The sequence below is a fragment of the Pseudomonas syringae genome, assembly GCF_021605415.1.
Classification (GTDB): Bacteria; Pseudomonadota; Gammaproteobacteria; order Pseudomonadales; family Pseudomonadaceae; genus Aquipseudomonas; species Aquipseudomonas syringae_S.
Genome location: NZ_WKEQ01000003.1, coordinates 108,800 through 130,862, shown reverse-complemented (window position 1 = coordinate 130,862; position 22,063 = coordinate 108,800). Strand labels below are relative to the sequence as shown.

The window sequence follows — 22,063 nt, the reverse complement described above, 5'->3', positions numbered from 1 at the left end:
ATCACCGTTTGCTTTTGATGATGGTGCCCAGGCCTTGCAGATAGGCCACCAGCGCGTCCATTTCGGTCTTGCCCTTCACGGCATCCTTCGCACCGGCGATATCTTCGTCGGTGTAAGGCACGCCGAGCGTACGCAGGACTTCCATTTTCTTGGCAGTGTCATTGCCGTCGAGCTTGTGTTCCACGAGGAACGGGTACGCCGGCATTTTCGATTCCGGCACCACGTTGCGCGGGTTGTACAAATGCGCGCGATGCCAGTCATCGGAGTAACGACCGCCGACACGGGCCAGATCCGGGCCGGTACGCTTGGAACCCCACAGGAACGGGTGGTCCCAGACGCTTTCACCGGCGACCGAGTAGTGGCCGTAGCGTTCGGTTTCAGCACGGAACGGACGGATCATCTGCGAGTGGCAGCCGACACAGCCGTTGGCGATGTAGATGTCGCGACCTTCCAGTTCCAGGGCCGGGCGTGGCTTCATGCCTTCGACCGGCTTGTTGGTAACGTCCTGGAAAAACAGCGGAACGATTTGAGTCAGGCCACCCACGCTGACGGCGATGACCATGAAGAAGGCCAGCAGGCCAATGTTCTTCTCGACGGCTTCATGCTTCATCAGTGAGCTCCAACTACAGCAATCGTGGCGGCGGCTTCAGCTTCGGCCGGGTTCGAGGCGCGCACGGTGCGCCAGACGTTGTAAGCCATCAGCAACATGCCGCTGGCAAAGAACGCCCCGCCCAGGGCGCGAACAATGAAGCCGGGATGGCTGGCTTGCAGCGCTTCGACGAACGAGTAGGTGAGGGTGCCGTCATCGTTGATTGCACGCCACATCAGGCCTTGGGTAATGCCGTTGACCCACATCGACGCGATGTAAAGCACGGTGCCGATGGTAGCGAGCCAGAAGTGAGCGTTGATCAGGCCGGTGCTGTGCATCTGCGCGCGGCCGAACAGTCGTGGAATCATGTGATAGATCGCGCCGATGGAAATCATCGCCACCCAGCCGAGCGCGCCGGCGTGTACGTGGCCGATGGTCCAGTCGGTGTAGTGCGAGAGCGAGTTGACGGTCTTGATCGCCATCATCGGACCTTCAAAGGTCGACATGCCGTAGAACGCCAGCGACACCACAAGGAAGCGCAGGATCGGGTCGGTGCGCAGCTTATGCCAGGCGCCCGACAGGGTCATCATGCCGTTGATCATGCCGCCCCAGCTTGGCGCGAGCAGGATGATCGACATCGCCATGCCCAGCGATTGTGCCCAGTCCGGCAGCGCGGTGTAGTGAAGGTGGTGCGGGCCGGCCCAGATGTACAGGGTGATCAGCGCCCAGAAGTGAACAATCGACAGGCGATAGGAGTAGATCGGACGTTCGGCCTGTTTCGGCACGAAGTAATACATCATCCCCAGGAAGCCGGTGGTCAGGAAGAAACCCACGGCGTTGTGGCCGTACCACCACTGGATCATCGCGTCGGTTGCGCCCGAGTAAGCCGAATACGACTTGAACAGACTGACCGGCAGCGACATGTGGTTGACGATGTGCAACATCGCGGTCACGACGATGAACGCGCCGTAGAACCAGTTGCCGACGTAGATGTGCTTGGTCTTGCGCTTGACGATGGTGCCGAAGAACACCAGACCGTAGGTGACCCAGACAATGGCCAGCAAAATGGCCAGCGGCCATTCCAGTTCAGCGTATTCCTTGGTGGTGGTGTAACCCAGCGGCAAGGTGACGATGGCGCCGATGATCACCGCTTGCCAGCCCCAGAAGTGGAAGGCCGCAAGGCTGTCGGAAATCAGCCGCGTCTGGCAGGTTCGCTGCACGACGTAATAGGAAGTGGCAAACAGTGCACATCCACCGAAGGCAAAAATGACCAGGTTTGTGTGCAGCGGGCGCAGGCGACCAAAGCTCGTCCATTCCAGACCGAAGTTCAGCTCCGGCCAGACCAGTTGCGAGGCGATGAATACACCGAGCCCCATGCCAAGGATCCCCCAGACCACCGTCATGATGGCGAACTGGCGGACTACCTTATAGTTATAAGCAGTCGGACTGATTGCTGTGCTCATTCTAAGGTTCCACGGTTTGGATATTTTATTAGGAGTAAAACTGGTCGCGAGTATGTAGAAAGCAGGGGGTCAATGCAACGCGGCATGACCTGCGTCAATGCTTTCGGGCGCTGATTCTGCGGCCTTTCCATGCACTGCGTAAGGACAAAAATGCCCCCTGACAAAATGTCGCGGCAGGCAAAAAAGTCGAGGGGATCCGGTCGCTTGTAACGGGGTGTGTTCAAACCGCCGGAGCGAGTGACGTAAGCCAGTTGGCACGACAGCCGGTATCTACCGGCCTTTGCGGCCATTCACCCAGCCAATTGGTTGAACACAGCGTTTTAAGGTGGATCCGGAACCGGCGTTGACCTGTCCGCTTCGCTGAAGCGTAGACCCGAATCGGACGATCCGAAAGGTGGGGCGTTTTGAGGGTGCGACAATGCGTCGCAAGGGGGCGAGACACTGCCGCATCGCAAAAAATGCGGCAGTGTTTGAAATAATCATCAGTCGGCTTTGTTTTCAGTCTGTAAGTTTTCTGTATTCAATCGGCTTGACAGGCTGTACACATATGCAGTCAAAAGTTGCACTTTGTCATTGCCGAGCAGGTCGGCCTGTGCAGGCATATGCCCCTGACGGCCATAACGGATGGTTTGCTCCAGTTGCGTCAGACCTGTGCCGTAAATGAAACCGGCCGGGTGTGTCAGATTGGGTGCGCCCATGGCTTCAGTGCCTTGACCGTTTGCGCCGTGACAGGCTGCGCAGGTGGTATTGAACGCTTGTTGCCCGGCTTGCAGATCAGCCTTGTTCTCCGCTGGCAGCGGCAACCCGGCCAAATCGTGGCGCACATACGCCGCAACGTTTTTCACGCCCGCATCACCCAACACTTCACCCCACGCCGGCATCGCCGCCACGCGGCCACCCATGATGGTGGTCTTGATGGTTTCGGCGTTGCCGCCCCAGCGCCAGTCCTTGTCGGTCAGATTCGGGAAGCCGTATGCGCCCTTGGCATCCGAGCCATGGCAGACCGAGCAGTTGGAAGCGAACAGACGACCGCCCATTTTCAGCGCTTGCGGATCCTGCGCCACTTCCTCCAGCGGCATCGCGGCGAATTTGGCGAAGACCGGGCCGAATCTGGCATCGGCCTTGTTCATTTCCTTTTCCCACTCATGCACGCCGGTCCAGCCGTCCTCATAGCCCGGCAAGATGCCTTTCCAGTTGCCCAGGCCCGGATAGAGAATCAGATAGCCGACGGCGAACACCAGCGTGCCGGCGAACAGCATGAACCACCACTGCGGCAATGGATTGTCGTACTCCTCAATGCCGTCGAAACTGTGGCCCATGGTCTGGTCGGTGCTGCCCTTGGTTTCGCCCCGACGGGTGCCGATCAGCAACCAGGTCAGGCCGATCAGGCTGCCAAGGGTCAGTACGCAGATCCACGTACTCCAGAAAGTGGTCATGGCCGGGTACTCCTTGTTTCATTTTTTTGGATGGCGTCGGGTTGCGGTTCGTCAGCGAACGGCAGCAAACGTGCTTCGGCAAATTCCGGATTGCGCTTGCTGTTGAACACCCAAAGGGTCAGGCCGACGAAGGCCACGAACACCACGACCGTGCCGAGGCCGCGAATCAGACCGCTGCTCATTTCAATGACCATGGCTTACCTCTTGCTCTTGATCGCAGTGCCGAGCACTTGCAGATAGGCGACCAGTGCGTCCATTTCGGTCTTGCCCTTGAGGCTGGCCACCGCGCCGGTGATGTCGTCGTCGGTGTACGGCACGCCGAGGGTGCGCATGGTTTTCAGCTTGGTTTCGGTGTGGCTGCTGTCGACCTGTTGCGTGACCAGCCATGGGTAGGCAGGCATTTTCGACTCCGGCACGACGTTGCGCGGGTTGTACAGGTGAGCGCGGTGCCAGTCATCCGAGTAACGCGCGCCGACCCGCGCCAGATCCGGTCCGGTGCGCTTGGAGCCCCACAGGAAAGGGTGATCCCAGACGCTTTCACCAGCGACCGAGTAGTGGCCGTAGCGTTCGGTTTCGGCGCGGAACGGCCGGATCATCTGCGAATGGCAACCGACGCAGCCTTCGCGGATGTAGATATCGCGGCCTTCAAGTTGCAGTGCGGTGTAAGGCTTCATGCCTTCGACCGGTTTGTTGGTCACGTCCTGGAAGAACAGCGGGACAATCTGGGTCAGACCGCCGATGCTCACGGCGAGCACCATCAACAGCATCAGCAAGCCGACGTTTTTTTCAATCGTTTCGTGTTTCATGGCGGACTCCTCAGGCCATCTGCGCGGCAGCGGCGACGTCGGCAGGCCGCGAGGCCCGAACGGTGCGCCAGGTGTTGTAAGCCATCAGGAACATGCCGCTGAGGAAGATCGCCCCGCCGATCAGCCGCACGACGAAGCCTGGGTGGCTGGCCACCAGGGTTTCGACGAAGGAATACGTCAGCGTGCCGTCCTCGTTCACGGCGCGCCACATCAGGCCTTGAGCGATGCCGTTGACCCACATCGAGGCGATGTAAAGCACGGTGCCAATGGTGGCAAGCCAGAAATGCGCGTTGATCAGGCCGATGCTGTGCATCTGCGTGCGTCCGAAGATTTTCGGGATCATGTGGTACAGCGCGCCGATGGAAATCATCGCCACCCAGCCGAGGGCACCGGCGTGAACGTGGCCGATAGTCCAGTCGGTGTAGTGGGAGAGGGCGTTGACGGTCTTGATCGCCATCATCGGACCTTCAAAGGTCGACATGCCGTAGAACGCCAGCGACACCACGAGGAAGCGCAGGATCGGGTCGCTGCGCAGCTTATGCCAGGCGCCCGACAGCGTCATCATGCCGTTGATCATGCCGCCCCAACTCGGTGCCAGCAGGATCAGCGACATCACCATGCCCAGCGACTGTGCCCAGTCCGGCAGCGCGGTGTAGTGCAAGTGGTGCGGGCCGGCCCAGATGTACAGGGTGATCAGCGCCCAGAAGTGCACGATGGACAGGCGATAGGAGTACACCGGACGCTCGGCCTGTTTCGGCACGAAGTAATACATCATCCCGAGGAAACCGGCGGTGAGGAAAAAGCCCACGGCGTTGTGGCCGTACCACCACTGCACCATCGCGTCGGTTGCACCGGCATACACCGAGTAGGACTTGGTGAAACTCACCGGCAATTCAAGGTTGTTGACGATGTGCAAAATCGCCACGGTGATGATGAACGCGCCGAAAAACCAGTTACCCACATAAATGTGTTTGGTCTTGCGTTGCATGATCGTGCCGAAAAACACCACGGCGTAGGCGACCCAGACAATGGTGATCAGAATGTCGATCGGCCATTCCAGTTCGGCGTATTCCTTGGAACTGGTGTAACCCAGCGGCAGGCTGATGGCCGCCAGCAGGATGACAAGCTGCCAGCCCCAGAAGCAGAACGCGGCGATTTTCGGGGCAAACAATTGCGTCTGGCAGGTGCGTTGCACCGAATAAAACGAACTGGCGAACAGTGCGCAGCCGCCGAACGCGAAGATCACCGCGTTGGTGTGCAGCGGGCGCAGACGGCCAAAACTGGTCCAGGGCAAATCGAAGTTAAGCTGCGGCCAGACCAATTGAGCCGCGAGAAAAACCCCGAGCCCCATGCCGACGATGCCCCACACCACCGTCATAATGGCGAATTGGCGGACCACCTTGTAGTTGTAGGCGGTACTGATAGAAGTGTTCATGGTTCCCCATCCACGGTTCAGCGCAAGTGCGCACGCCTGCAAAAAAGGCAGCGCGCCCTGCGTCTGGAGTTATAGGCAGACTAAAAGCGAGGCAAGCATGGACAAACAGCACAAGGCCGGTATTGACGGGGATCAATGGGCGCAGTGCGTGCGGGATCACGGATGGTTATGGAACGCGTCGCCCGGCAAGGCATCGGTCACCCTGATCCTCGCCCATGGTGCCGGCGCGCCGATGGACAGTGACTGGATGACGGACATGGCGGGGCGCCTCGCTGCACAGGGCATCAACGTGCTGCGCTTCGAATTTCCCTATATGGCCCAACGTCGGCTCGATGGCGGTAAGCGGCCGCCTAACCCGGCCCCGAAACTGCTCGAATGCTGGCGCCAGGTGTATGCGCAAGTGCGACGCCATGTCGCTGGGCCGCTGGCGATTGGCGGCAAGTCCATGGGCGGGCGCATGGCCAGTTTGCTGGCGGATGAGTTGGGCGCGGATGCGCTGGTGTGCCTGGGCTATCCGTTTTACGCGGTGGGCAAACCGGAGAAACCTCGGGTCGAGCATTTGGCCGGGCTGAAAACGCGAGCGTTGATTGTGCAGGGTGAGCGGGATGCGCTGGGCAATCGCGAGGCGGTTGAGCGGTATGCGTTGTCACCGAGCATCGAGGTGTTTTGGCTAGTGGCGGGGGATCACGATTTGAAGCCGCTCAAGGCTTCAGGGTTTACCCATGAGCAGCATTTGGCTGCCGCGGCCGGGCGAGTGGCGGCGTTTCTTCAATAGAGCATGCGCTGGCAGTGCCGGCCCCATCGCGAGCTTGCTCGCGAATGCGATGTGCCGGGCGACATCGATTTCAACATTGCAAAAAAACGGAAGATCAAAAGATCGCAGCCTGCGGCAGCTCCTGCAGGGGATTGGTGTATGCGCTGCCGAAGGCTGCGATCTTTTGCTTTTTGCTTTCCTACTGGGTGTCCAAGTCAATACTGACGATGGATTTTTGCCCAACGTGCTTGAGTCGCCTGATTGCTTGCCAAATGAATGTGGTGCATATCCCTGAGGTCGAGTCGTTCGTCTCGTCCGAAAACGGCAGGTAAGTCGCCGCAGATTTTGTAGTTATAAAAGTGAGCGGCAAAATTCCGCCAGTTGTCGATTTGTTCAAACAGCGCAGAGATTTTTACCGCTGGCATCCAGACCTACTTTTTAATAGGTAGCTTGCCAGTGATCACAAATTTATCGAATGCTTTCTGCCCATCCCGAGCGGCTTGCCGAACATCAAGAAAGGTCAGTTCATCAGCAATGACCTTCTTCTCAGGCTTGTCGATTTTTCTGGTGGTGGCCATCGGAGCCTCCGAAGGATATGTATTCATGCTGACCAGCTTATGTGAATAAGTTTTGACCAGCAAACGATAGAGCCCTGCCTTAAACCGCACAAGCAGGTGCGTTCTGGGAAGGATGTAGGCAAAGGCGCAAGGTTCTGTAGCCCGCAAGAGTGTCGTCAAAAACGTCCGGACGTATATGGCATTTCTGGACGGTAAACAAAAACCCGGAAGCTTTCGCTGTCCGGGTTTTTTGCAGCAAGATCAAAAGATCGCAGCCTGCGGCAACGTCTACAGGTGATGGGTGTAGGCGCTGCCGAAGGCTGCGATCTTTTGCTTTTAGCGGTTAAACCGCGCCACCAACGAATACTGCGTGTTGGCGGTTTTGGTCAGTTCTTCACTCAGCAGCGCCGAGCTGTGCGCCTGTTCCGAGGTCTGATCCGCCAGTTCCGAGATGTTGCTGATGTTGCGGCTGATTTCTTCCGCGACAGCGCTTTGCTCTTCGGTCGCGGCGGCGATCTGGGTGGTCATGTCGGTGATGTTGGCCACCGCTTCGCTGATGCCGACCAGTGCCTGATCCGCTTCCAGTACCCGCGCCACGCCTTCTTCAGCCTGACGGTGTCCGGCCTCCATGGTCTGCACGGCGATGCTGGCAGTCTGTTGCAGCTTGGCGATCAGGGCGTGGATCTGCCCGGTCGACTCGCTGGTGCGTTGCGCCAGTTGACGGACTTCATCGGCGACCACAGCGAAACCACGGCCCATTTCGCCGGCCCGGGCCGCTTCGATGGCCGCGTTGAGTGCCAGCAGGTTGGTCTGGTCGGCGATGCCTTTGATCACATCGACCACGCCGCCGATTTCGTCGCTGTCTTTGGCCAGTTGCGTCACGGTCTGACCGGTTTCACCGACCACCACCGACAGGCGCTGGATGGCGTCGCGGGTTTCCCCGGCGATGTCGCGACCGCGACCGGTCAGGCGATTGGCTTCCTGGGTGGCGTCGGCGGTGCGCTGGACGTGGCTGGCCACTTCCTGCGTGGTCGCGGCCATCTGGTTGACGGCGGTGGCAACCTGTTCGGTTTCCACGCGCTGGCGTTCCAGCCCGGTGGAGCTGTTGTGCGCCAAAGCGTCGGACTGTTTCGCCTGATCGGTCAGGTGCTCGGCGGTGTCCTGCAGACGCGTCAGGCAGGTTTTCAGGCGTGCTTCCTGGCTGAGAATCGACATTTCCAGACGCGCCTGCGCGCCACGGCTGTCGGTGTACATCCGCGCAATCAGCGGGTCGGATGTCGTCTGTTCGGCCAGACGCAGCAGGCGCTTGAGGCCACGCTGTTGCCATTGCAGACCTAACAGGCCCAGCGGCACCGACAGCGCGGCGGCGAGCGCGAAGCCCCATTGCGAATTCAACGTGGCGCCAATCATGAAGCTCAACTGGCTGACCAGAATGAACGGCAGCCAGTCCTGCAAGATCGGCAGCCATTTGTCCGTGCCCGGAATCGGCGATTTGCCCTGGTTGATGCGTTGATAAAGCGCTTCGGCACGCTGGATCTGTTCGGCGGTGGGTTTGATCCGCACCGACTCGTAACCGACCACCTGATTGCCATCGAACACCGGCGTGACATAGGCGTTGACCCAGTAATGGTCACCGTTGGCGCAGCGATTCTTGACAATGCCCATCCATGGCAAGCCTTGTTTCAGCGTGCTCCACATATGCGAAAACACCGCCGACGGAACGTCGGGGTGACGCACCAGGTTGTGCGGCGCACGGATCAGCTCCTCGCGCGAAAACCCGCTGATCTCGACAAACGCGTCGTTGCAGTAGGAGATCACGCCTTTGGCGTCGGTCGTGGAAATCAACCGTTGTTGCGCCGGGAATGTCCGTTCGCGTTGTGTAATGGGCTGGTTGTTACGCATGGTGTTTGGATCCGCAAGGCTGTAACAGGTTGTCGGCGAGGTCAGTTATTTATTGAAGTTTTTTTTCAGTTTCATGTACGCCGTTGCAAACCGACGATTTGCCTCATCCGGCGAGCATGGGGTAGCTGAACAGCCCGAAATGTAAGAGGTTCAGCCCGAAGTGCGTGGCGATGGCAGCGCCGAGTCCGCCAAACCGATAGGCCAGACCATAGCCGACGCCCGCCAGACCCGCCAGCAACACCCACGTCCATCCCGCGCCGGCATGCGCCACACCGAACAGCAGCGAGGCGAGCAACAGCGCAAGGTTTTCACCGTAAGGCAGGTTTTTGAAGCGACGGCTGAAACCACCCTGTAGGTAGCCGCGAAACAGCGCCTCTTCGACCAGCGTCACCAGCAGCAGATTGTTCAGCACCCAGATCCACGACTGATCCGGCCACTTCGGTGCCCAGGCAATCACGCCCAACAGGATTGCGCCGCCCAGCACCAGAACCGCCGTGAGGGCCAACGCCATCACGGCTGCATAAACCGAAAGCCTTAGTGAACGGCGACCAACGACCCACGGGCAAACCAGCAACAGCCAGAAGCCGATCAAGGGTTTGTCGAGATTCAAATACATCGCGAACGGCACGGCGTTGTCGGTGAAGCGCTGCGGGTCAATCGCCCGGCCGTTGGAAAACCCCGGCAGCCAATGCGTGGCCAGGGCCAACGCCAAAACGATGAACAATCCATGCCCGAGAAACCGCGCAACCGGCACTATCTGCTGGCGCACTGCGAAAGCGGCGAACACCAGCAACCCCACGGAAATCAGCGCCAGCCAACCGAGTTGTCCGTACGACAGCGCCAGTGCGTAACCGACGCTCAGCATTGCGAGATAGAGCCATGGCAAAGTCGTCATGGGAAAAGCCTTATGTGCCAACGAAGCAGCTTTATACCCGTAAGAGCCGCCGCAGGCTGCGATCTTTTGATTTTGATTTTCGTGCAGGAGCCGGGGTTTGTCCGCGAAAGGGCCAGTACATTCAACATTGATTTCGTCTGAACCGACGCCTTCGCGGACAAATCGAATCGTCGCACTGCCGGCTCCTACCTGTTGGCTACAGCGTTGGTTCGACGTTATCCAGCGCTTGATTCACCGCCAGTTCGCCGAGCATCACGACCTGGGCGATGCCGAGCGCGGTTTTGCGATGGGGGCCTTCAAGCAGGTCGGCGAAATTTCCCAGCATGACGGCGGCCGACGACAGGTTTTCGCAGGCATTGGCGAGCAGGGATTCGGTGTCGGTTTTTGGATCGACGCGGTACATCGTGCTGACCTGGTAGTGAGTGGCGATAACCTCGGCGGGGGGACTGAGGTAATGATCGAGCGCACGTTCGGCGGCGTCGTTGAGTTTTCGCGAATCAAGGGATTCGTAGGGGGAGGCCGGATCGGTGATTGGTGGGTTGGGTGTTGGTTTAAACATAGATGAAGCTCCATATGTATTAAAAGGAGCCATCACTCTCGCTACCAAACGAAGGGTGGCGGCCATACGAAGGTTGGTAGACCGGCCCACATGGAAATACCGGCGCGCCCGAGGGCGCCCTACGCATGGCCACCATTAGATACAAATGCTGGAGAGCATCTGAATCGGTGACACGATGCGTCATGTGGAAAAAGCGGGCTACCAAACCCGATCACTGTTTTTCAGTGACCGGCCAACGATAAAACCCGTGCCCAAGACGCACAAGCCGGCGGATTCTGGCGTAGTCGTAGGTAACGGCGCAAGACGTTGTAGCCCATGTGGCGTAACAGCAAGCGTCCTTTAAACACCGGTGCCGCATCGCGTTTAAATGATTGCGCCCATCCCGTGTAAGAGCTGCCGCAGGGGGTGAGTGTCAGCTCAGGTTGAGGCGTGCCGCCGCCCGTTGAGTGAATTCGGTGCGGGTTTTCAAGGAGCCTGCCGCCCGATTCCGGGCATCCGTCAAGACACTGGCCGGCGCAGTTTCCGGGCTGCCGGCATCAAACGGCGGCGCGGGGGCGTATTCCAGTTGCAGCTGCACCAATTGCGCGGTGTCTTTGCCGACCAGTTCCTCAGCCAGTACCAGGGCGAAATCAATCCCGGCCGTGATCCCGCCGCCGGTAAACAGATTGCCGTCACGCACCACCCGATCCTTCACTGCAATCGCGCCGAGCGTCGGCAGCAGTTCGTGGTAAGCCCAGTGGGTGGTCGCGCGTTTGCCTTGCAGCAAACCGGCAGCGCCCAACACCAGCGAACCCGTACACACCGACGTCACATAACGCGCGCCTGCGGCCTGTTGACGGATGAATGCCAGGGTCGGCTCATCTTCCATCAACGGGCCGACCCCTGAACCGCCGGGAATGCAGAGCACATCCAGCGCCGGGCAATCGTCAAACGTAACGGTCGGCGTCAGCATCAAACCGGTGCTCGCGGTGATGGGCGCCAAGTCTTTCCAGACCAGATGAACCTGCACATCCGGCAGCGACGCCAGCACGTCATAAGGCCCGGTCAAATCCAGTTGCTGAACCTGCGGGAACAACAGAAAACCGATCTGCAACGCCATGGTGCTTCTCCAGTGAAAGGGGTGGACGGCTCCACTGTAGGCGCGTAGGTTCTGGCGCATGCGCCAATCACCCCACGGATTACGCCAAATGCCTAAAGCCATCCACGTTCTCGCGTTCGCCAACCTGCAATTGCTCGACGTCACCGGACCCTTGCAAGTGTTCGCCTCGGCCAATGACATCGCCCGCCAACAAGGTGTGCCCGCGCCATACGCGCCGACGGTGATTGCCTGCGGCGGCGGGGCGGTGATGTCGTCGGCGGGGTTGGCGGTGTTGGCCGACCCGTTGCCGCAAGATCCAGGCGACACCCTGATCATCTCCGGTGGCTGGGGCGTTTACGCGGCGGCAGAGGATCCGTCGCTGGTGAACTGGGTGCGCGAATACGCGGCAAGCTGCCGCCGCGTGGCATCGGTGTGTACCGGGGCATTTCTGCTCGCAGCCAGCGGCTGGCTCGACGGTCGCCGCGTCGTGACCCACTGGACGCGCTGCGAGCAACTCGCCCGCGAACATCCGAGCCTGCACGTCGAACCCAACCCGATCTTCATCAACGACGGCCCGGTGTGGACGTCCGCCGGCGTCACCGCCGGTATCGACCTTGCACTGGCCATGGTCGAAGACGACCTCGGCCGCGACATGGCCCTGGACGTCGCCCGGCAACTGGTGGTGTTCCTTAAGCGGCCGGGCGGCCAGTCGCAATTCAGTGTCACCCTGTCACTGCAAAAACAGGGCAACCGCTTCGACGACCTCCACGCCTGGATCAGCGAAAACCTTAACCGCGACCTCGGCATCCCGACCCTCGCCGAACAGGCCGGCATGAGCGAACGCAGCTTCGTGCGCCACTACCGCGCCGACACCGGCCAGACCCCGGCCCGCGCCATCGAACTGATCCGCGTTGAAACCGCCCGCCGTCTGCTCAGCGACACTGGCCTGCCGGTCAAACGGGTCGCGGCCAATTGCGGCTTCGGCAGCGAAGAGACCTTACGCCGCAGTTTTCTGAGGGCCATCGGTGTGACGCCGCAGGCGTACCGGGAGCGGTTTTCGGTAGGGGCTGCGGATAAGCTTCCAGCCTGAAACAGCCTCCAGTCATCGTGAAAAAAATCTGAACGAGCACTGGAAATCTGTTTGTCCGACAGCTGGTTTTTCGACGGTGCACGCCTGAATTCCCCTACGCAGACGGCCGAATCAATGCCCGTTGGTATTGCCAGGAACGGTGCCGACGCTAAGTCAGGTCTCGGTTTGCTCCACCTGATTGAAATACTTCGTCCGATCCGGCGTGAACGTCACGACCATTTTCGTCCGTGAACACGTCATTACCTGTTCTTCATCCAGATCGATGTCCAGATCTTCCCCGCGCAAGCCCTGCCATTGGGCGAGGTATTTGAGGGAGCCGTATTTCTCGAGTTTTTTCAGGCTGCGGCTGACGCCTCCTTTCCAGCCGAGCACCGGCAGTTCACTGGCGAGGCAGCGTTGGGCGAGTTCGGGGAAGCGGCTGGCGCGCTGGCGGCCGATTTCCCAGCATTTGATCAGGCCTTTGTCGTCGGCTTCCCACAATTGGGCGCGGGTCAGGCCGGTGCGCAAGGGCGAGTCGATGGGGCGGTGGACGTGTCGGGTCATTCCGGTTCCTTGAATTCGGGTTGTGGACAGCTCCGCTGTGCCCGTTGCGCTGGATGGTAGGGGAGGGATGTAACTGCTGGCAACAAGGTATTTCCGGGTGTAAGTGCAAGTTGCAGGATAGGGTTTACTCGGGGTTTGTTGCAGAGGTGTAGGCTCCGCGCCTTGATTATTGGGGGGAGCAGATTGACGCTGCTCCCGAATGCCGTGGGCAAAATCCTGCAAACAGTCTGTGAAGCGTAAATATCTGACAGCCTCTGGCGAATATCACGGCTGCCAGACGGGTTTGTCGCCGCTCAGCTGCCGATCCAGAAAGGTCGCCGCGCTGATCAACGCCAGATGCGACAGCGCTTGTGGCGTGTTGCCCAGATGCCGCGCATGGCTGTCGAATTCTTCGGCGTACAAGCCCAGCGGGTTGGCGTAGCGCAGCAGCTGTTCGAATTCCAGATGGGCCTTTTCCAGGCGTCCGGCCCGGGCCAGGCATTCGACGTACCAGAACGAACACGCTACAAAGGCGCCTTCGGTGCCCGGCAAACCGTCGATGTCGGCATCGCTGTTGCGATAGCGATAGACCATGCCGTCGCGCACCAGATTTTTTTCGATGGCTTCCAGCGTCGATAGCCAGCGCGGATCTTTGGCGGCAACAAACCGCACCAGCGGCATCAGCAGCATCGAGCCGTCGAGGGCAGTGCCGCCCTTGTACTGCACAAAATGCCCGAGCTCTTCGTTCCAGAAGTTTTCCCAGATATCAGCGTAGATTGCTTGGCGCGTTTTATCCCAACGCTCGAACGGTGCCGGCAACGAGCGCTTGGACGCCAAACGAATGGCCCGATCCAGTGCTACCCAGCACATCAGTCGCGAATGTAGAAAATGATGCTTTTCGCCGCGCATTTCCCAGATGCCGACGTCTTCGGTGTGCCAGGTCTCACAAACCTGATCGACCACTTCCTGCGCGTGTTTCCAGCCTTGGTGGGAAATCGCATCGCCATACTTGTTGACCAGATAAACCGCGTCCATCAATTCGCCAAAGATGTCGAGCTGGATCTGGTCGTAGGCCTGATTGCCAATGCGCACAGGTTTGGCGCCGCCGTGGCCAGACAAGTGGGTGAGTTCAGTCTCAGGTAGTTCATTGCGGCCGTCGACGGCATAGAGGATGTCGATTTTCATCGGTTTGGCGTGGCAGTCGCTGACTCGGCCGCGCACCCAACGCATGTAGGCGTTGGCCTCTTCGACGAACCCCAGGCGCATGAATGCGTACACGGTGAATGAGGCGTCGCGGATCCAAGTGTAGCGATAGTCCCAGTTGCGCTCGCCACCGACGGCTTCCGGCAAGCCGAACGTGGCGGCCGCGATAATGGCGCCATGCTTGCGCGAGGTCAGCAGCTTCAGCGCCAGGGCCGAGCGATTGACCGTTTCGCGCCAGCGACCGCGGTAGTTGGACTGATGAATCCAGTCGCGCCAGAACTTCAACGTGCGCTCCACGCACAGTTGCGCCGCGCCCTCGACGAAACGTGGATCGTCTTCAGCTCCCAGCAGGAACTCGGCGCCTTCGCCCTGTTTCAACGTAAACGCGGCGACGGCTGCATCATTGTCGATACGCAGTTCCTGATCGGACGTCAGTCGCAACGACGGCTGCCCGGCCGCGCTAAAGATCACGGTGCTGTCATCCAGCCGCGCGCGCGTGTCGGCGCGGGCGTAGTCGTGCTTCACGGCGCAGCACATATGAAACGTAGCCTCGCCGTGGACGACTCGCACCCGGCGCATCAACAGCGGCAGATCGTCGTCATGTTCGCTGATCGGCAACAGGTCAGTGACTTCCACCACTGCGCTGTCGCTCAGCCAACGGGTCAACAGGACGTTGGTGTCGGGCAGGTAAATCTGTTCACGGCGGGCATCCTTCAACTGCGGCGATAACTGGAAAATTCCGGCATCGGGGGTGTCGAGCAGTGAACAGAAAATCGTCGGGCTGTCGAATTCCGGCCAGCAGAAAAAATCCACGCTGCCTTTGTCGTTAATCAGCGCCGCGCTGCGCATGTCGCCGATGATGCCGTGGGCATCGATGGCACTTTGTCGTTCGGGTTGATGCTCAGCCATTGCCGCGAAACTCCGGATAGAGGCTCATGCCCCCGTCGATGAAAAGGGTGGTGCCGACGATGTAGTCCGCCGCGTCGGAGGCGAGGAATACCACCGCATTGGCGACATCGTCGACGTCGCCAATGCGGGCGTAGGGGATCAGTTCGAGGAGTTTTTCCTCGGCCGAGCCTTGGGTCTGTTCTTCGTTGATGCCGGTGCGAATTGCCCCTGGCGCAATGCTGTTGATGCGGATGCGCTGGTGGCTGACTTCTTGGGCGAGGGTTTGCATCAACTGGTCGACGCCGCCCTTGGACGCGGCGTAATTGACGTGGCCGGCCCACGGAATGCGCTGGTGTACCGAGCTCGTGTGAATGATTTTTCCAGCAGATCGGGACACGCCTTCGCGAATGCCCTGGCGGTTGAAGATACGCAGGGCGGCACGGGCACAGAGGAACTGGCCGGTGAGGTTGACGTTGATCACGGTGTTCCAGTCTTCAAGCGTCATATCCACAGCCGCGGCGTCCTTTTGCAGGCCGGAGTTGGCCACCAGAATGTCGAGGCTGCCGAAAGTGTCGACGGTCTTGGCGAACAGCCGTTCGACGTCGTCTTCTTTCGACACATCGGCGCCGACGGCAATGGCCTGGCCACCGTCGGCGATGATTTGCCGGGCGAGGGCTTCGGCCGGTTCGGCATTGCTGTGGTAGTTAATGACCACGGCGGCACCGGCGGCGGCGAGGGCTTTGGCAGTGCCGAAACCGATGCCGGAGCTGGCGCCGGTGACCAGTGCCACTTGGCGGGCGAGGGAAATATGCATGCGGATCGCGCCTGGGTTGAGGGCTTACCTAGCTGACTGATGGCGGCCGACGAGAGTTCACGGGCAAATATGAAAAGATCGACATCCCGGCAATGATCGTTCCCATGCAGAACGTGGGAACGAGTCTCCGTGAGCGGGTTCCGGATTTGTCGAGGCTCCAGCGTTTATGGCACCGTGCACTCCCTTGTTGAGGCTGCACCGATGGCAAACCCTTATCGCGAACTGTTCAACGCGCCCGGCGCCCGGGCTTTTGTCGCCGCCGGGATGGTCGCGCGCATGCCGATTTCCATGACCGGCATCGGCGTGATCACCATGCTCGCGCAACTCAAGGGCGGCTACAGCCTGGCGGGTGGCGTGGCGGCGACATTCGCGTTGGCCACGGCGTTTTGCGCACCGCAGGTGTCGCGGCTGGTGGATCGCTTCGGCCAGGGGCGGATCTTGCCGGTGTCGGCATTGATCGGTGGCGGGGCACTGTTGATGTTGTTGCTGTGCACGCGTTTGCAGGCGCCGCACTGGACGCTGTTCGTGTTCGCCGCGCTGGCCGGTTGCATGCCGAGCATGTCGGCGATGGTGCGGGCGCGCTGGACCGAAATCTATCGGGGCCAGCCGCAATTGCAGACGGCGTATGCGCTGGAGTCAGTGCTCGATGAAGTCTGCTTCATCGTTGGCCCGCCGCTGTCCGTGGGGTTGTGCGTGGTGGCGTTTCCCGAGGCCGGGCCGCTGGCGGCGTTACTGATGCTGGCAATCGGCGTCACTGCGTTTGTCGCGCAGCGCAGCACCGAGCCGCCAATCCATGCACATGTGGCCGAACATCAGGGCTCGATCATTCGCTCGCCGGACATGCTTCTGTTGATGCTGTTGATGACGGCCATGGGCGTCATTGTCGGCGTGATCGATGTGGTCAGCGTGGCGTTCGCCCAGCAGCAGGGCCAACCGGCCGCGGCGAGCATTGTGTTATCGGTTTATGCGATTGGTTCGTGCCTGGCCGGTATCGCGTTTGGCGCGATGCGTTCGAAACTGCCGTTGCCGCGACTGTTCCTGTATGGCGGCGTGGCGACGGCGGTGACAACGCTGCCGCTGTTGCTGGCGAGTAATATTGTCGGCTTGTCGGCAGCAGTGTTTATCGCCGGGCTGTTCTTCTCGCCGACCTTGATTGTCGCCATGGCACTGGTCGAACGCATCGTGCCGCCAGCCAAACTCACCGAAGGCCTGACCTGGCTGATAACCGGTTTGAGCATCGGCGTGGCCATCGGCGCGGCGGGTTCAGGGGCGTTGGTGGATGCGTTCGGCGCGCGTAGCGGATTCTGGCTGGCGCTCGTTGCCGGAGCCGTGGTGCTCGGCACGGCGGTACAGAGCTTTCGCCATCTCAAATAAACACATCCTGATGGGGACGAGCGTGTTCGTCCCGGCACCATTGATGGTGAACGTCCCGGCCTCTTCGCTGGCAAGCCAGCTCCCACAGGTTTTGAGTACAGCCTGGATCCCTGTGGAAGCCGGGCTTGCTCGCGAAGGCGTTCGCTGAGGCGATATCAATGTGAGGTGTCGGCGGTCTCGGTTTTACCAGCCCCTTGCTGAATTGACCCAGAAATTGACCGACAGGGAGGTGGACACCGATTCCACCTGGTGAAACCAGCCTTCAGGTAAAAACAGCAGATCGCCGGCCTCCAGTGTCACGCGCAGGAAGGTCACGTCGCGGGCGCTGGGGAAGCGGTCGTAGTCCGGCGCATCCGGATTGAAGTCGCAGCCGTCCAGCCCACCTTTGGGCGCCGTCGACCAGGTGCCCAGTGCTTGGCGGTGATGTGGCGCGGCGAGGGTGAATTTTTTCTGGCCCCAGACCTGGGCGAACAGGTTGTCGGTGTCGTCGCGGTGCAGTGGGGTGAGGGTGCCTTTGGGTCCGATCCAGATCCGTGGAGGAATGAATAATGAGGCGTCGAAATAGGGCGGGTATTTGATCTGTTCGATCAACTGCGCCGGCAGGATGTTGTTACCCATGTAGGCCGGTGGCTCGCCGTCCGCGCGTTTTGGCGCCGGGTTATCCAGCGAGGCAATGAAATCGGCCATCGACGTGGAGCGGAAATCACGCTCCGTGGAGAAGGTTTTCTTCACGTAGTCGCCGTGGCGGGTGATGCCTTGCAGTTCGGCGAAATGCACCAGCGATTCTTCCCGGCTGAGCTTGAACAGCGGCCAGTCCTGCAACGCATTGCCGATCACCACGGGAATGCCGTGAGGCAGATAGCGCGCCTTGAATTCACTGACCGACAACTCATCGCGCGGCCGGCGCTCTACCGTGAACTGGGTCGGCAAGCCGGCCGTGAGTTTTTCGCTGAAGCGCGGCGGGGTCGGATAGCGCTTGTTCATGTCGACCTTTTCCACCGCAGCGCCGCCGTGTCGGGCGTGGTCGATGATCTGCGGCAACAACGTCGCCAGGCCCATGTTGCCGCCGATCTTCAAGCGACCGCTGGCGAACAATTCCTCGACATTGGCCATGCCGCCCATGATCCCGAGAAAATCCCGCTCGGCGACTTCAATGGTCACGTCGGGGGCCGCATGCCGGCCGGGCTCGGTGTGGCTGCTGCCCTTGATCTCCGACCAGTAGGCCTGATGCGGGCCGAACACGAATTGGAACACGCCTTCGATACCGACGGCGCCGGCATTGGCGAACAGTTTACCCAGGATGGTCTGCAGATCCACGGTGACGCCTCGTTGTTGGTTTTGGCCTGAACAGGTAACGAGCGCTTACGAACGGAATTTAAGACGCGACGACTAATTTGCCGGCCCGGCGAACCGTTTCTTTTGACAGACGAATTTTCCGAGGGACGCGTGGTGACCAAGCTGACTCTATTGTGCCTGCCCTATTCCGGTGCCAGCGCCATGGTCTACAGCCGCTGGCGGCCGAAATTGCCCCAGTGGCTGCAACTGCAACCCGTGGAATTGCCCGGGCGCGGCGCGCGCTACGGCGAACCGCTGCACACCGACATGCGCACGCTGGCCATGCAATTGGCCAAGGAACTGCGCCCGACATTGAAGGCGCCGTATGCCTTGTTCGGCCACAGCCTGGGCGCACTGCTCGCCTGCGAAATCGCTCACGCCCTGCGCGCGCTCGGTTGCCCTGAGCCGGTGGCGCTGTTTGCCTCGGGCACCGCAGCGCCGACCCTGCGTGCCGATTACGATCGGGGTTTTGCCGACCCGAAAACCGATGCCGAGTTGATCGACCAACTGCGCACGCTCAACGGCACCAGCGAAGAAGTGCTCGCCAACGAAGAACTGATGAGCCTGACCTTGCCGATCCTGCGCGCCGATTTTCAGCTGTGCGGCACGTTCCAGCCGTTGCAGCGGCCACTGCTTGACTGCCCGGTGCATGTGCTCGGCGGCAAGGCCGACCGGGCCACCACCGAACAACTGATCGGCTGGAGCCAGGAGACTCGCGGCAGCTTTTCCGTGGACATGTTGGCGGGCGGACACTTCTTCATTCATGAGCACGAAGCCAAAGTGCTGCGCGTGATCAAGGATCAACTGGTCGTGCACCATCGGCGCCATGCGCTGACCGCGATGGCCTGACTTCAAACGCCGAACACCTGCACAAAACAACCGTTTCATCTCCCGCCTGATAGTCGTTCTCATCGCTAATTTTTCCGGTCTGGATTCGTTTTATAGGGACGACGTGCCTTTGTGCTTCCTGCCTACTGAATCCGGATGCTAAGAAATGAATGCTGAAGACTCCTTGAAACTTGCTCGCCGGTTTATCGGGTTGCCCCTGGAAAAGCGCCAGATGTTCCTCGCGGCGTTGCACAAGGAGGGCGTGGACTTCGCCCGTTTTCCGATTCCTCAAGGCGTCGAGGCGCATGACCGCCAGGCGTTGTCCTACGCGCAGCAGCGCATGTGGTTTCTCTGGCAACTGGATTCGCAGAGCGGCGCCTACAACTTGCCGGGCGCGGTGCGCCTGACCGGGCGTTTGGATCTGGATGCGCTGGAGGCGGCGTTCGCCAGTCTGGTGGCACGTCATGAAACCCTGCGCACGGTGTTCCAGCGTCAGGCCGACGACAGCTTGCTACAAGTGCCGACCGAGGCGCCGCTGATCATCGATCACGTGGATTTCACCGCGTTGCCGGCCACCGAGCGCGAACACGCCGTGGTCGCAGCGGCCGAGCAGCAATCACTGCTGCCGTTCGATCTGGGCATCGGCCCGTTGTTGCGGGTCAAGTTGCTCAAGCTCGATGAACAGCAACACGTGCTGCTGCTGACGTTGCATCACATCGTCTCGGACGGCTGGTCGATGAACGTGTTGATCGACGAATTCATCCGTTGCTACGACGCCCATGAGGCAGGACGGTCGCCGCAACTGGCGGCGTTGCCGATCCAGTACAGCGACTACGCGCTGTGGCAGCGCCGCTGGCTTGAAGCCGGCGAGCAGGCGCGACAACTGGAATACTGGCAGGCGCAATTGGGCGATGAGCACCCGGTGCTGGAGCTGCCGACCGATCTGCCGCGCCCGGCCATGCCGAGCTATCGCGGCACCCGCCATGAGTTCGCCATTGACGGTGCGCTGGCCGAGCAATTGCGCAGCGCGGCGCAACAACATGGCGTCACGCTGTTCATGTTGCTGCTTGGCGCGTTCAACGTCTTGCTGCATCGCTACACCGGGCAGCAGGACATCCGCGTCGGGGTGCCCATCGCCAACCGTAACCGCGACGAGATCGAAGGCCTGATCGGCTTCTTCGTCAATACTCAGGTGCTGCGCACACAACTGCACGGTCAGACCCGTGTCGCCGACCTGCTGCGTGCGGTCAAGGAAACCTCGCTCGGTGCCCAGGCCCATCAGGATCTGCCGTTCGAGCGGCTGGTCGAAGCGCTGAAACTGGAACGCAGCCTCAGCCACACGCCGCTGTTCCAGGTGATGTACAACCATCAGCCGCAAGTCGCCGACATCACCACGGTCAGCACCGCTTCCGGCCTGGCGCTGGGGATGATCGAGTGGCAAAGCCGCACCACGCAATTCGACCTGACCCTCGACACTTACGAAAAGGCCGGCAAGCTGCACGCCGCGCTGACCTACGCCAACGACCTGTTTTCAGCCGCGACCGTCGAGCGCATGGCCCGTCACTGGCTGCGCCTGCTGAGCGCGATGATCGCCGACCCCGATCAGCGAATCGGTGAGCTGGCGATGCTGGAGGCCGACGAGCAACACACGCTCGTACACACATGGAACGACACCCGCGAGGTATACCCGACCGGGCAGTGCATGCATCAACTGATCGAAGCGCAGGTGTCGCGCACGCCGGAGGCTCCGGCGCTGACCTTTGCTGAGCAAACCCTGAGCTACGCGCAGCTCGATGCACGGGCCAACCGTCTCGCGCATTTGTTGCGCGAGCAGGGCGTAGGGCCGGACAGTCTGGTCGGCATCTGCGTCGAGCGCTCGCTGGAAATGGTTGTGGGCCTGTTGGCGATTCACAAGGCCGGCGGCGCTTATGTGCCGCTGGATCCGGAGTATCCGCAGGATCGTCTGGCCTACATGGTCGAAGACAGCGGTATTCAAATGCTGCTGACTCAAACGTCGTTACTGGCAGCGCTGCCGGCGGCGGGCGTCAACATCATTACCCTCGATCAGGCCGACGGCTGGCTGGATCGCTACAGTGACCATCGTCCCGATGTGGCGATCGATCCACTGAACCTTGCCTATGTGATTTACACCTCCGGTTCCACCGGCAAACCCAAAGGGGCGGGCAACAGTCACGCAGCGCTGGTCAACCGTTTGTGCTGGATGCAACAGGCCTATGGCCTGGACGACAGCGACGCGGTATTGCAGAAAACCCCGTTCAGTTTCGACGTGTCGGTGTGGGAGTTTTTCTGGCCGCTGATGACCGGTGCGCGCCTGGTGGTGGCAGCGCCGGGCGCCCATCGCGATCCGCTGCAACTGATCGACACCATCAACCACCACGGCATCAGCACGCTGCACTTCGTGCCGTCAATGTTGCAAGCCTTCATTCATGAGCCAGGCGTTGAGGCATGCACTGGGCTCAAACGCATTGTTTGCAGCGGTGAAGCGCTGCCGCTGGATGCGCAACAGCAAGTCTT

Annotated in this window: 21 protein-coding genes (1 of these 21 only partly in view); 5 read left to right on the top strand and 16 right to left on the bottom strand. The window is 60.4% G+C overall.

Annotation, left to right across the window (positions count from 1 at the left end; translation table 11 throughout):
• Position 1: 1 nt before the first annotated feature.
• The 6 genes from ccoO (GIW69_RS03200) to ccoN (GIW69_RS03175) form a co-directional block, all read right to left on the bottom strand.
• Positions 2-610, bottom strand: coding sequence for a cytochrome-c oxidase, cbb3-type subunit II (ccoO, locus tag GIW69_RS03200; RefSeq protein WP_236480682.1), 609 nt, complete (start codon positions 608-610; stop codon positions 2-4).
• A complete protein-coding gene (ccoN, locus tag GIW69_RS03195; RefSeq protein WP_236480681.1) occupies positions 610-2,052 on the bottom strand; it encodes a cytochrome-c oxidase, cbb3-type subunit I in 1,443 nt (480 codons plus the stop codon). The genes ccoO (GIW69_RS03200) and ccoN (GIW69_RS03195) overlap by 1 nt, the downstream gene beginning before the upstream one ends.
• Positions 2,053-2,534: 482 nt before the next feature.
• On the bottom strand, positions 2,535-3,488 hold the full coding sequence (gene ccoP, locus GIW69_RS03190) for a cytochrome-c oxidase, cbb3-type subunit III (RefSeq protein WP_236480680.1): 954 nt from the start codon (positions 3,486-3,488) through the stop codon (positions 2,535-2,537).
• Positions 3,485-3,682, bottom strand: a complete 198-nt coding sequence (locus tag GIW69_RS03185; protein WP_236480679.1) for a cbb3-type cytochrome c oxidase subunit 3 — start codon at positions 3,680-3,682, stop codon at positions 3,485-3,487. The genes ccoP and GIW69_RS03185 overlap by 4 nt, the downstream gene beginning before the upstream one ends.
• A 3-nt stretch (positions 3,683-3,685) precedes the next feature.
• A complete protein-coding gene (ccoO, locus tag GIW69_RS03180; protein ID WP_236480678.1) occupies positions 3,686-4,294 on the bottom strand; it encodes a cytochrome-c oxidase, cbb3-type subunit II in 609 nt (202 codons plus the stop codon).
• Between the two features lie 10 nt (positions 4,295-4,304).
• Positions 4,305-5,729 (bottom strand): cytochrome-c oxidase, cbb3-type subunit I, encoded by a 1,425-nt coding sequence (gene ccoN / locus GIW69_RS03175; RefSeq protein WP_236480677.1) that lies wholly within the window; start codon positions 5,727-5,729, stop codon positions 4,305-4,307.
• A gap of 97 nt (positions 5,730-5,826) precedes the next feature.
• Here ccoN (GIW69_RS03175) and GIW69_RS03170 point away from each other — a divergent pair, with 97 nt between their 5' ends.
• The gene (locus tag GIW69_RS03170; protein WP_236480676.1) at positions 5,827-6,504 is read left to right on the top strand and encodes an alpha/beta family hydrolase; all 678 of its coding nucleotides are present in this window, start codon (positions 5,827-5,829) and stop codon (positions 6,502-6,504) included.
• A 194-nt stretch (positions 6,505-6,698) separates the two neighbouring features.
• Here the strand turns inward: GIW69_RS03170 and GIW69_RS03165 are convergent, their stop codons facing one another.
• From GIW69_RS03165 to inhA, 6 genes are all read right to left on the bottom strand, one after another.
• The gene (locus GIW69_RS03165) at positions 6,699-6,908 is read right to left on the bottom strand and encodes a hypothetical protein (protein ID WP_236480675.1); all 210 of its coding nucleotides are present in this window, start codon (positions 6,906-6,908) and stop codon (positions 6,699-6,701) included.
• 6 nt (positions 6,909-6,914) lie between these two features.
• Entirely contained in the window at positions 6,915-7,061 is a 147-nt protein-coding gene (locus GIW69_RS03160) for a hypothetical protein (RefSeq protein WP_236480674.1), read from the bottom strand.
• Positions 7,062-7,376: 315 nt separating this feature from the next.
• Positions 7,377-8,942: a methyl-accepting chemotaxis protein gene (locus GIW69_RS03155; RefSeq protein ID WP_236480673.1), complete on the bottom strand. Its 1,566-nt coding sequence runs from the start codon at positions 8,940-8,942 to the stop codon at positions 7,377-7,379.
• 103 nt (positions 8,943-9,045) lie between these two features.
• On the bottom strand, positions 9,046-9,837 hold the full coding sequence (locus tag GIW69_RS03150) for a CPBP family intramembrane glutamic endopeptidase (RefSeq protein ID WP_236480672.1): 792 nt from the start codon (positions 9,835-9,837) through the stop codon (positions 9,046-9,048).
• A 196-nt stretch (positions 9,838-10,033) separates the two neighbouring features.
• Positions 10,034-10,396 carry a DUF6124 family protein gene (locus GIW69_RS03145; RefSeq protein ID WP_236480671.1) on the bottom strand — a complete coding sequence of 121 codons (363 nt, stop codon included), beginning with the start codon at positions 10,394-10,396 and terminating at the stop codon, positions 10,034-10,036.
• A 412-nt stretch (positions 10,397-10,808) separates the two neighbouring features.
• On the bottom strand, positions 10,809-11,495 hold the full coding sequence (gene inhA, locus GIW69_RS03140) for an isonitrile hydratase (protein ID WP_236480670.1): 687 nt from the start codon (positions 11,493-11,495) through the stop codon (positions 10,809-10,811).
• A gap of 88 nt (positions 11,496-11,583) precedes the next feature.
• Between inhA and GIW69_RS03135 the strand changes: the two genes are divergently transcribed.
• Complete coding sequence (locus tag GIW69_RS03135; RefSeq protein ID WP_236480669.1) at positions 11,584-12,564, top strand: GlxA family transcriptional regulator; 981 nt, start codon at positions 11,584-11,586, stop codon at positions 12,562-12,564.
• Between the two features lie 153 nt (positions 12,565-12,717).
• Here the strand turns inward: GIW69_RS03135 and GIW69_RS03130 are convergent, their stop codons facing one another.
• The 3 genes from GIW69_RS03130 to GIW69_RS03120 all read right to left on the bottom strand — a co-directional run bounded on the left by GIW69_RS03130 (position 12,718) and on the right by GIW69_RS03120 (position 15,991).
• On the bottom strand, positions 12,718-13,107 hold the full coding sequence (locus tag GIW69_RS03130) for a hypothetical protein (RefSeq protein WP_236480668.1): 390 nt from the start codon (positions 13,105-13,107) through the stop codon (positions 12,718-12,720).
• Between the two features lie 264 nt (positions 13,108-13,371).
• Positions 13,372-15,198 (bottom strand): glycoside hydrolase family 15 protein, encoded by a 1,827-nt coding sequence (locus tag GIW69_RS03125; RefSeq protein ID WP_236480667.1) that lies wholly within the window; start codon positions 15,196-15,198, stop codon positions 13,372-13,374.
• Positions 15,191-15,991 (bottom strand): glucose 1-dehydrogenase, encoded by an 801-nt coding sequence (locus GIW69_RS03120; protein ID WP_236480666.1) that lies wholly within the window; start codon positions 15,989-15,991, stop codon positions 15,191-15,193. Before GIW69_RS03120 ends, GIW69_RS03125 begins: the two co-directional genes overlap by 8 nt.
• 201 nt (positions 15,992-16,192) lie before the next feature.
• Here GIW69_RS03120 and GIW69_RS03115 point away from each other — a divergent pair, with 201 nt between their 5' ends.
• On the top strand, positions 16,193-17,365 hold the full coding sequence (locus GIW69_RS03115) for an MFS transporter (RefSeq protein ID WP_236480665.1): 1,173 nt from the start codon (positions 16,193-16,195) through the stop codon (positions 17,363-17,365).
• A 183-nt stretch (positions 17,366-17,548) separates the two neighbouring features.
• On the opposite strand, the gene GIW69_RS03110 is transcribed toward GIW69_RS03115, so the two are convergent.
• Positions 17,549-18,682, bottom strand: a complete 1,134-nt coding sequence (locus GIW69_RS03110; protein WP_236480664.1) for a cupin-like domain-containing protein — start codon at positions 18,680-18,682, stop codon at positions 17,549-17,551.
• Positions 18,683-18,811: 129 nt separating this feature from the next.
• Here GIW69_RS03110 and GIW69_RS03105 point away from each other — a divergent pair, with 129 nt between their 5' ends.
• The gene (locus GIW69_RS03105; protein WP_236480760.1) at positions 18,812-19,549 is read left to right on the top strand and encodes an alpha/beta fold hydrolase; all 738 of its coding nucleotides are present in this window, start codon (positions 18,812-18,814) and stop codon (positions 19,547-19,549) included.
• A gap of 145 nt (positions 19,550-19,694) precedes the next feature.
• Positions 19,695-22,063, top strand: partial view of a non-ribosomal peptide synthase/polyketide synthase gene (locus GIW69_RS03100; RefSeq protein ID WP_236480663.1) — the start only. 9,958 nt of this gene lie beyond the right edge of the window; 2,369 of the gene's 12,327 nt are visible here — the first part of the coding sequence; it begins with the start codon at positions 19,695-19,697; the stop codon falls past the right edge of the window.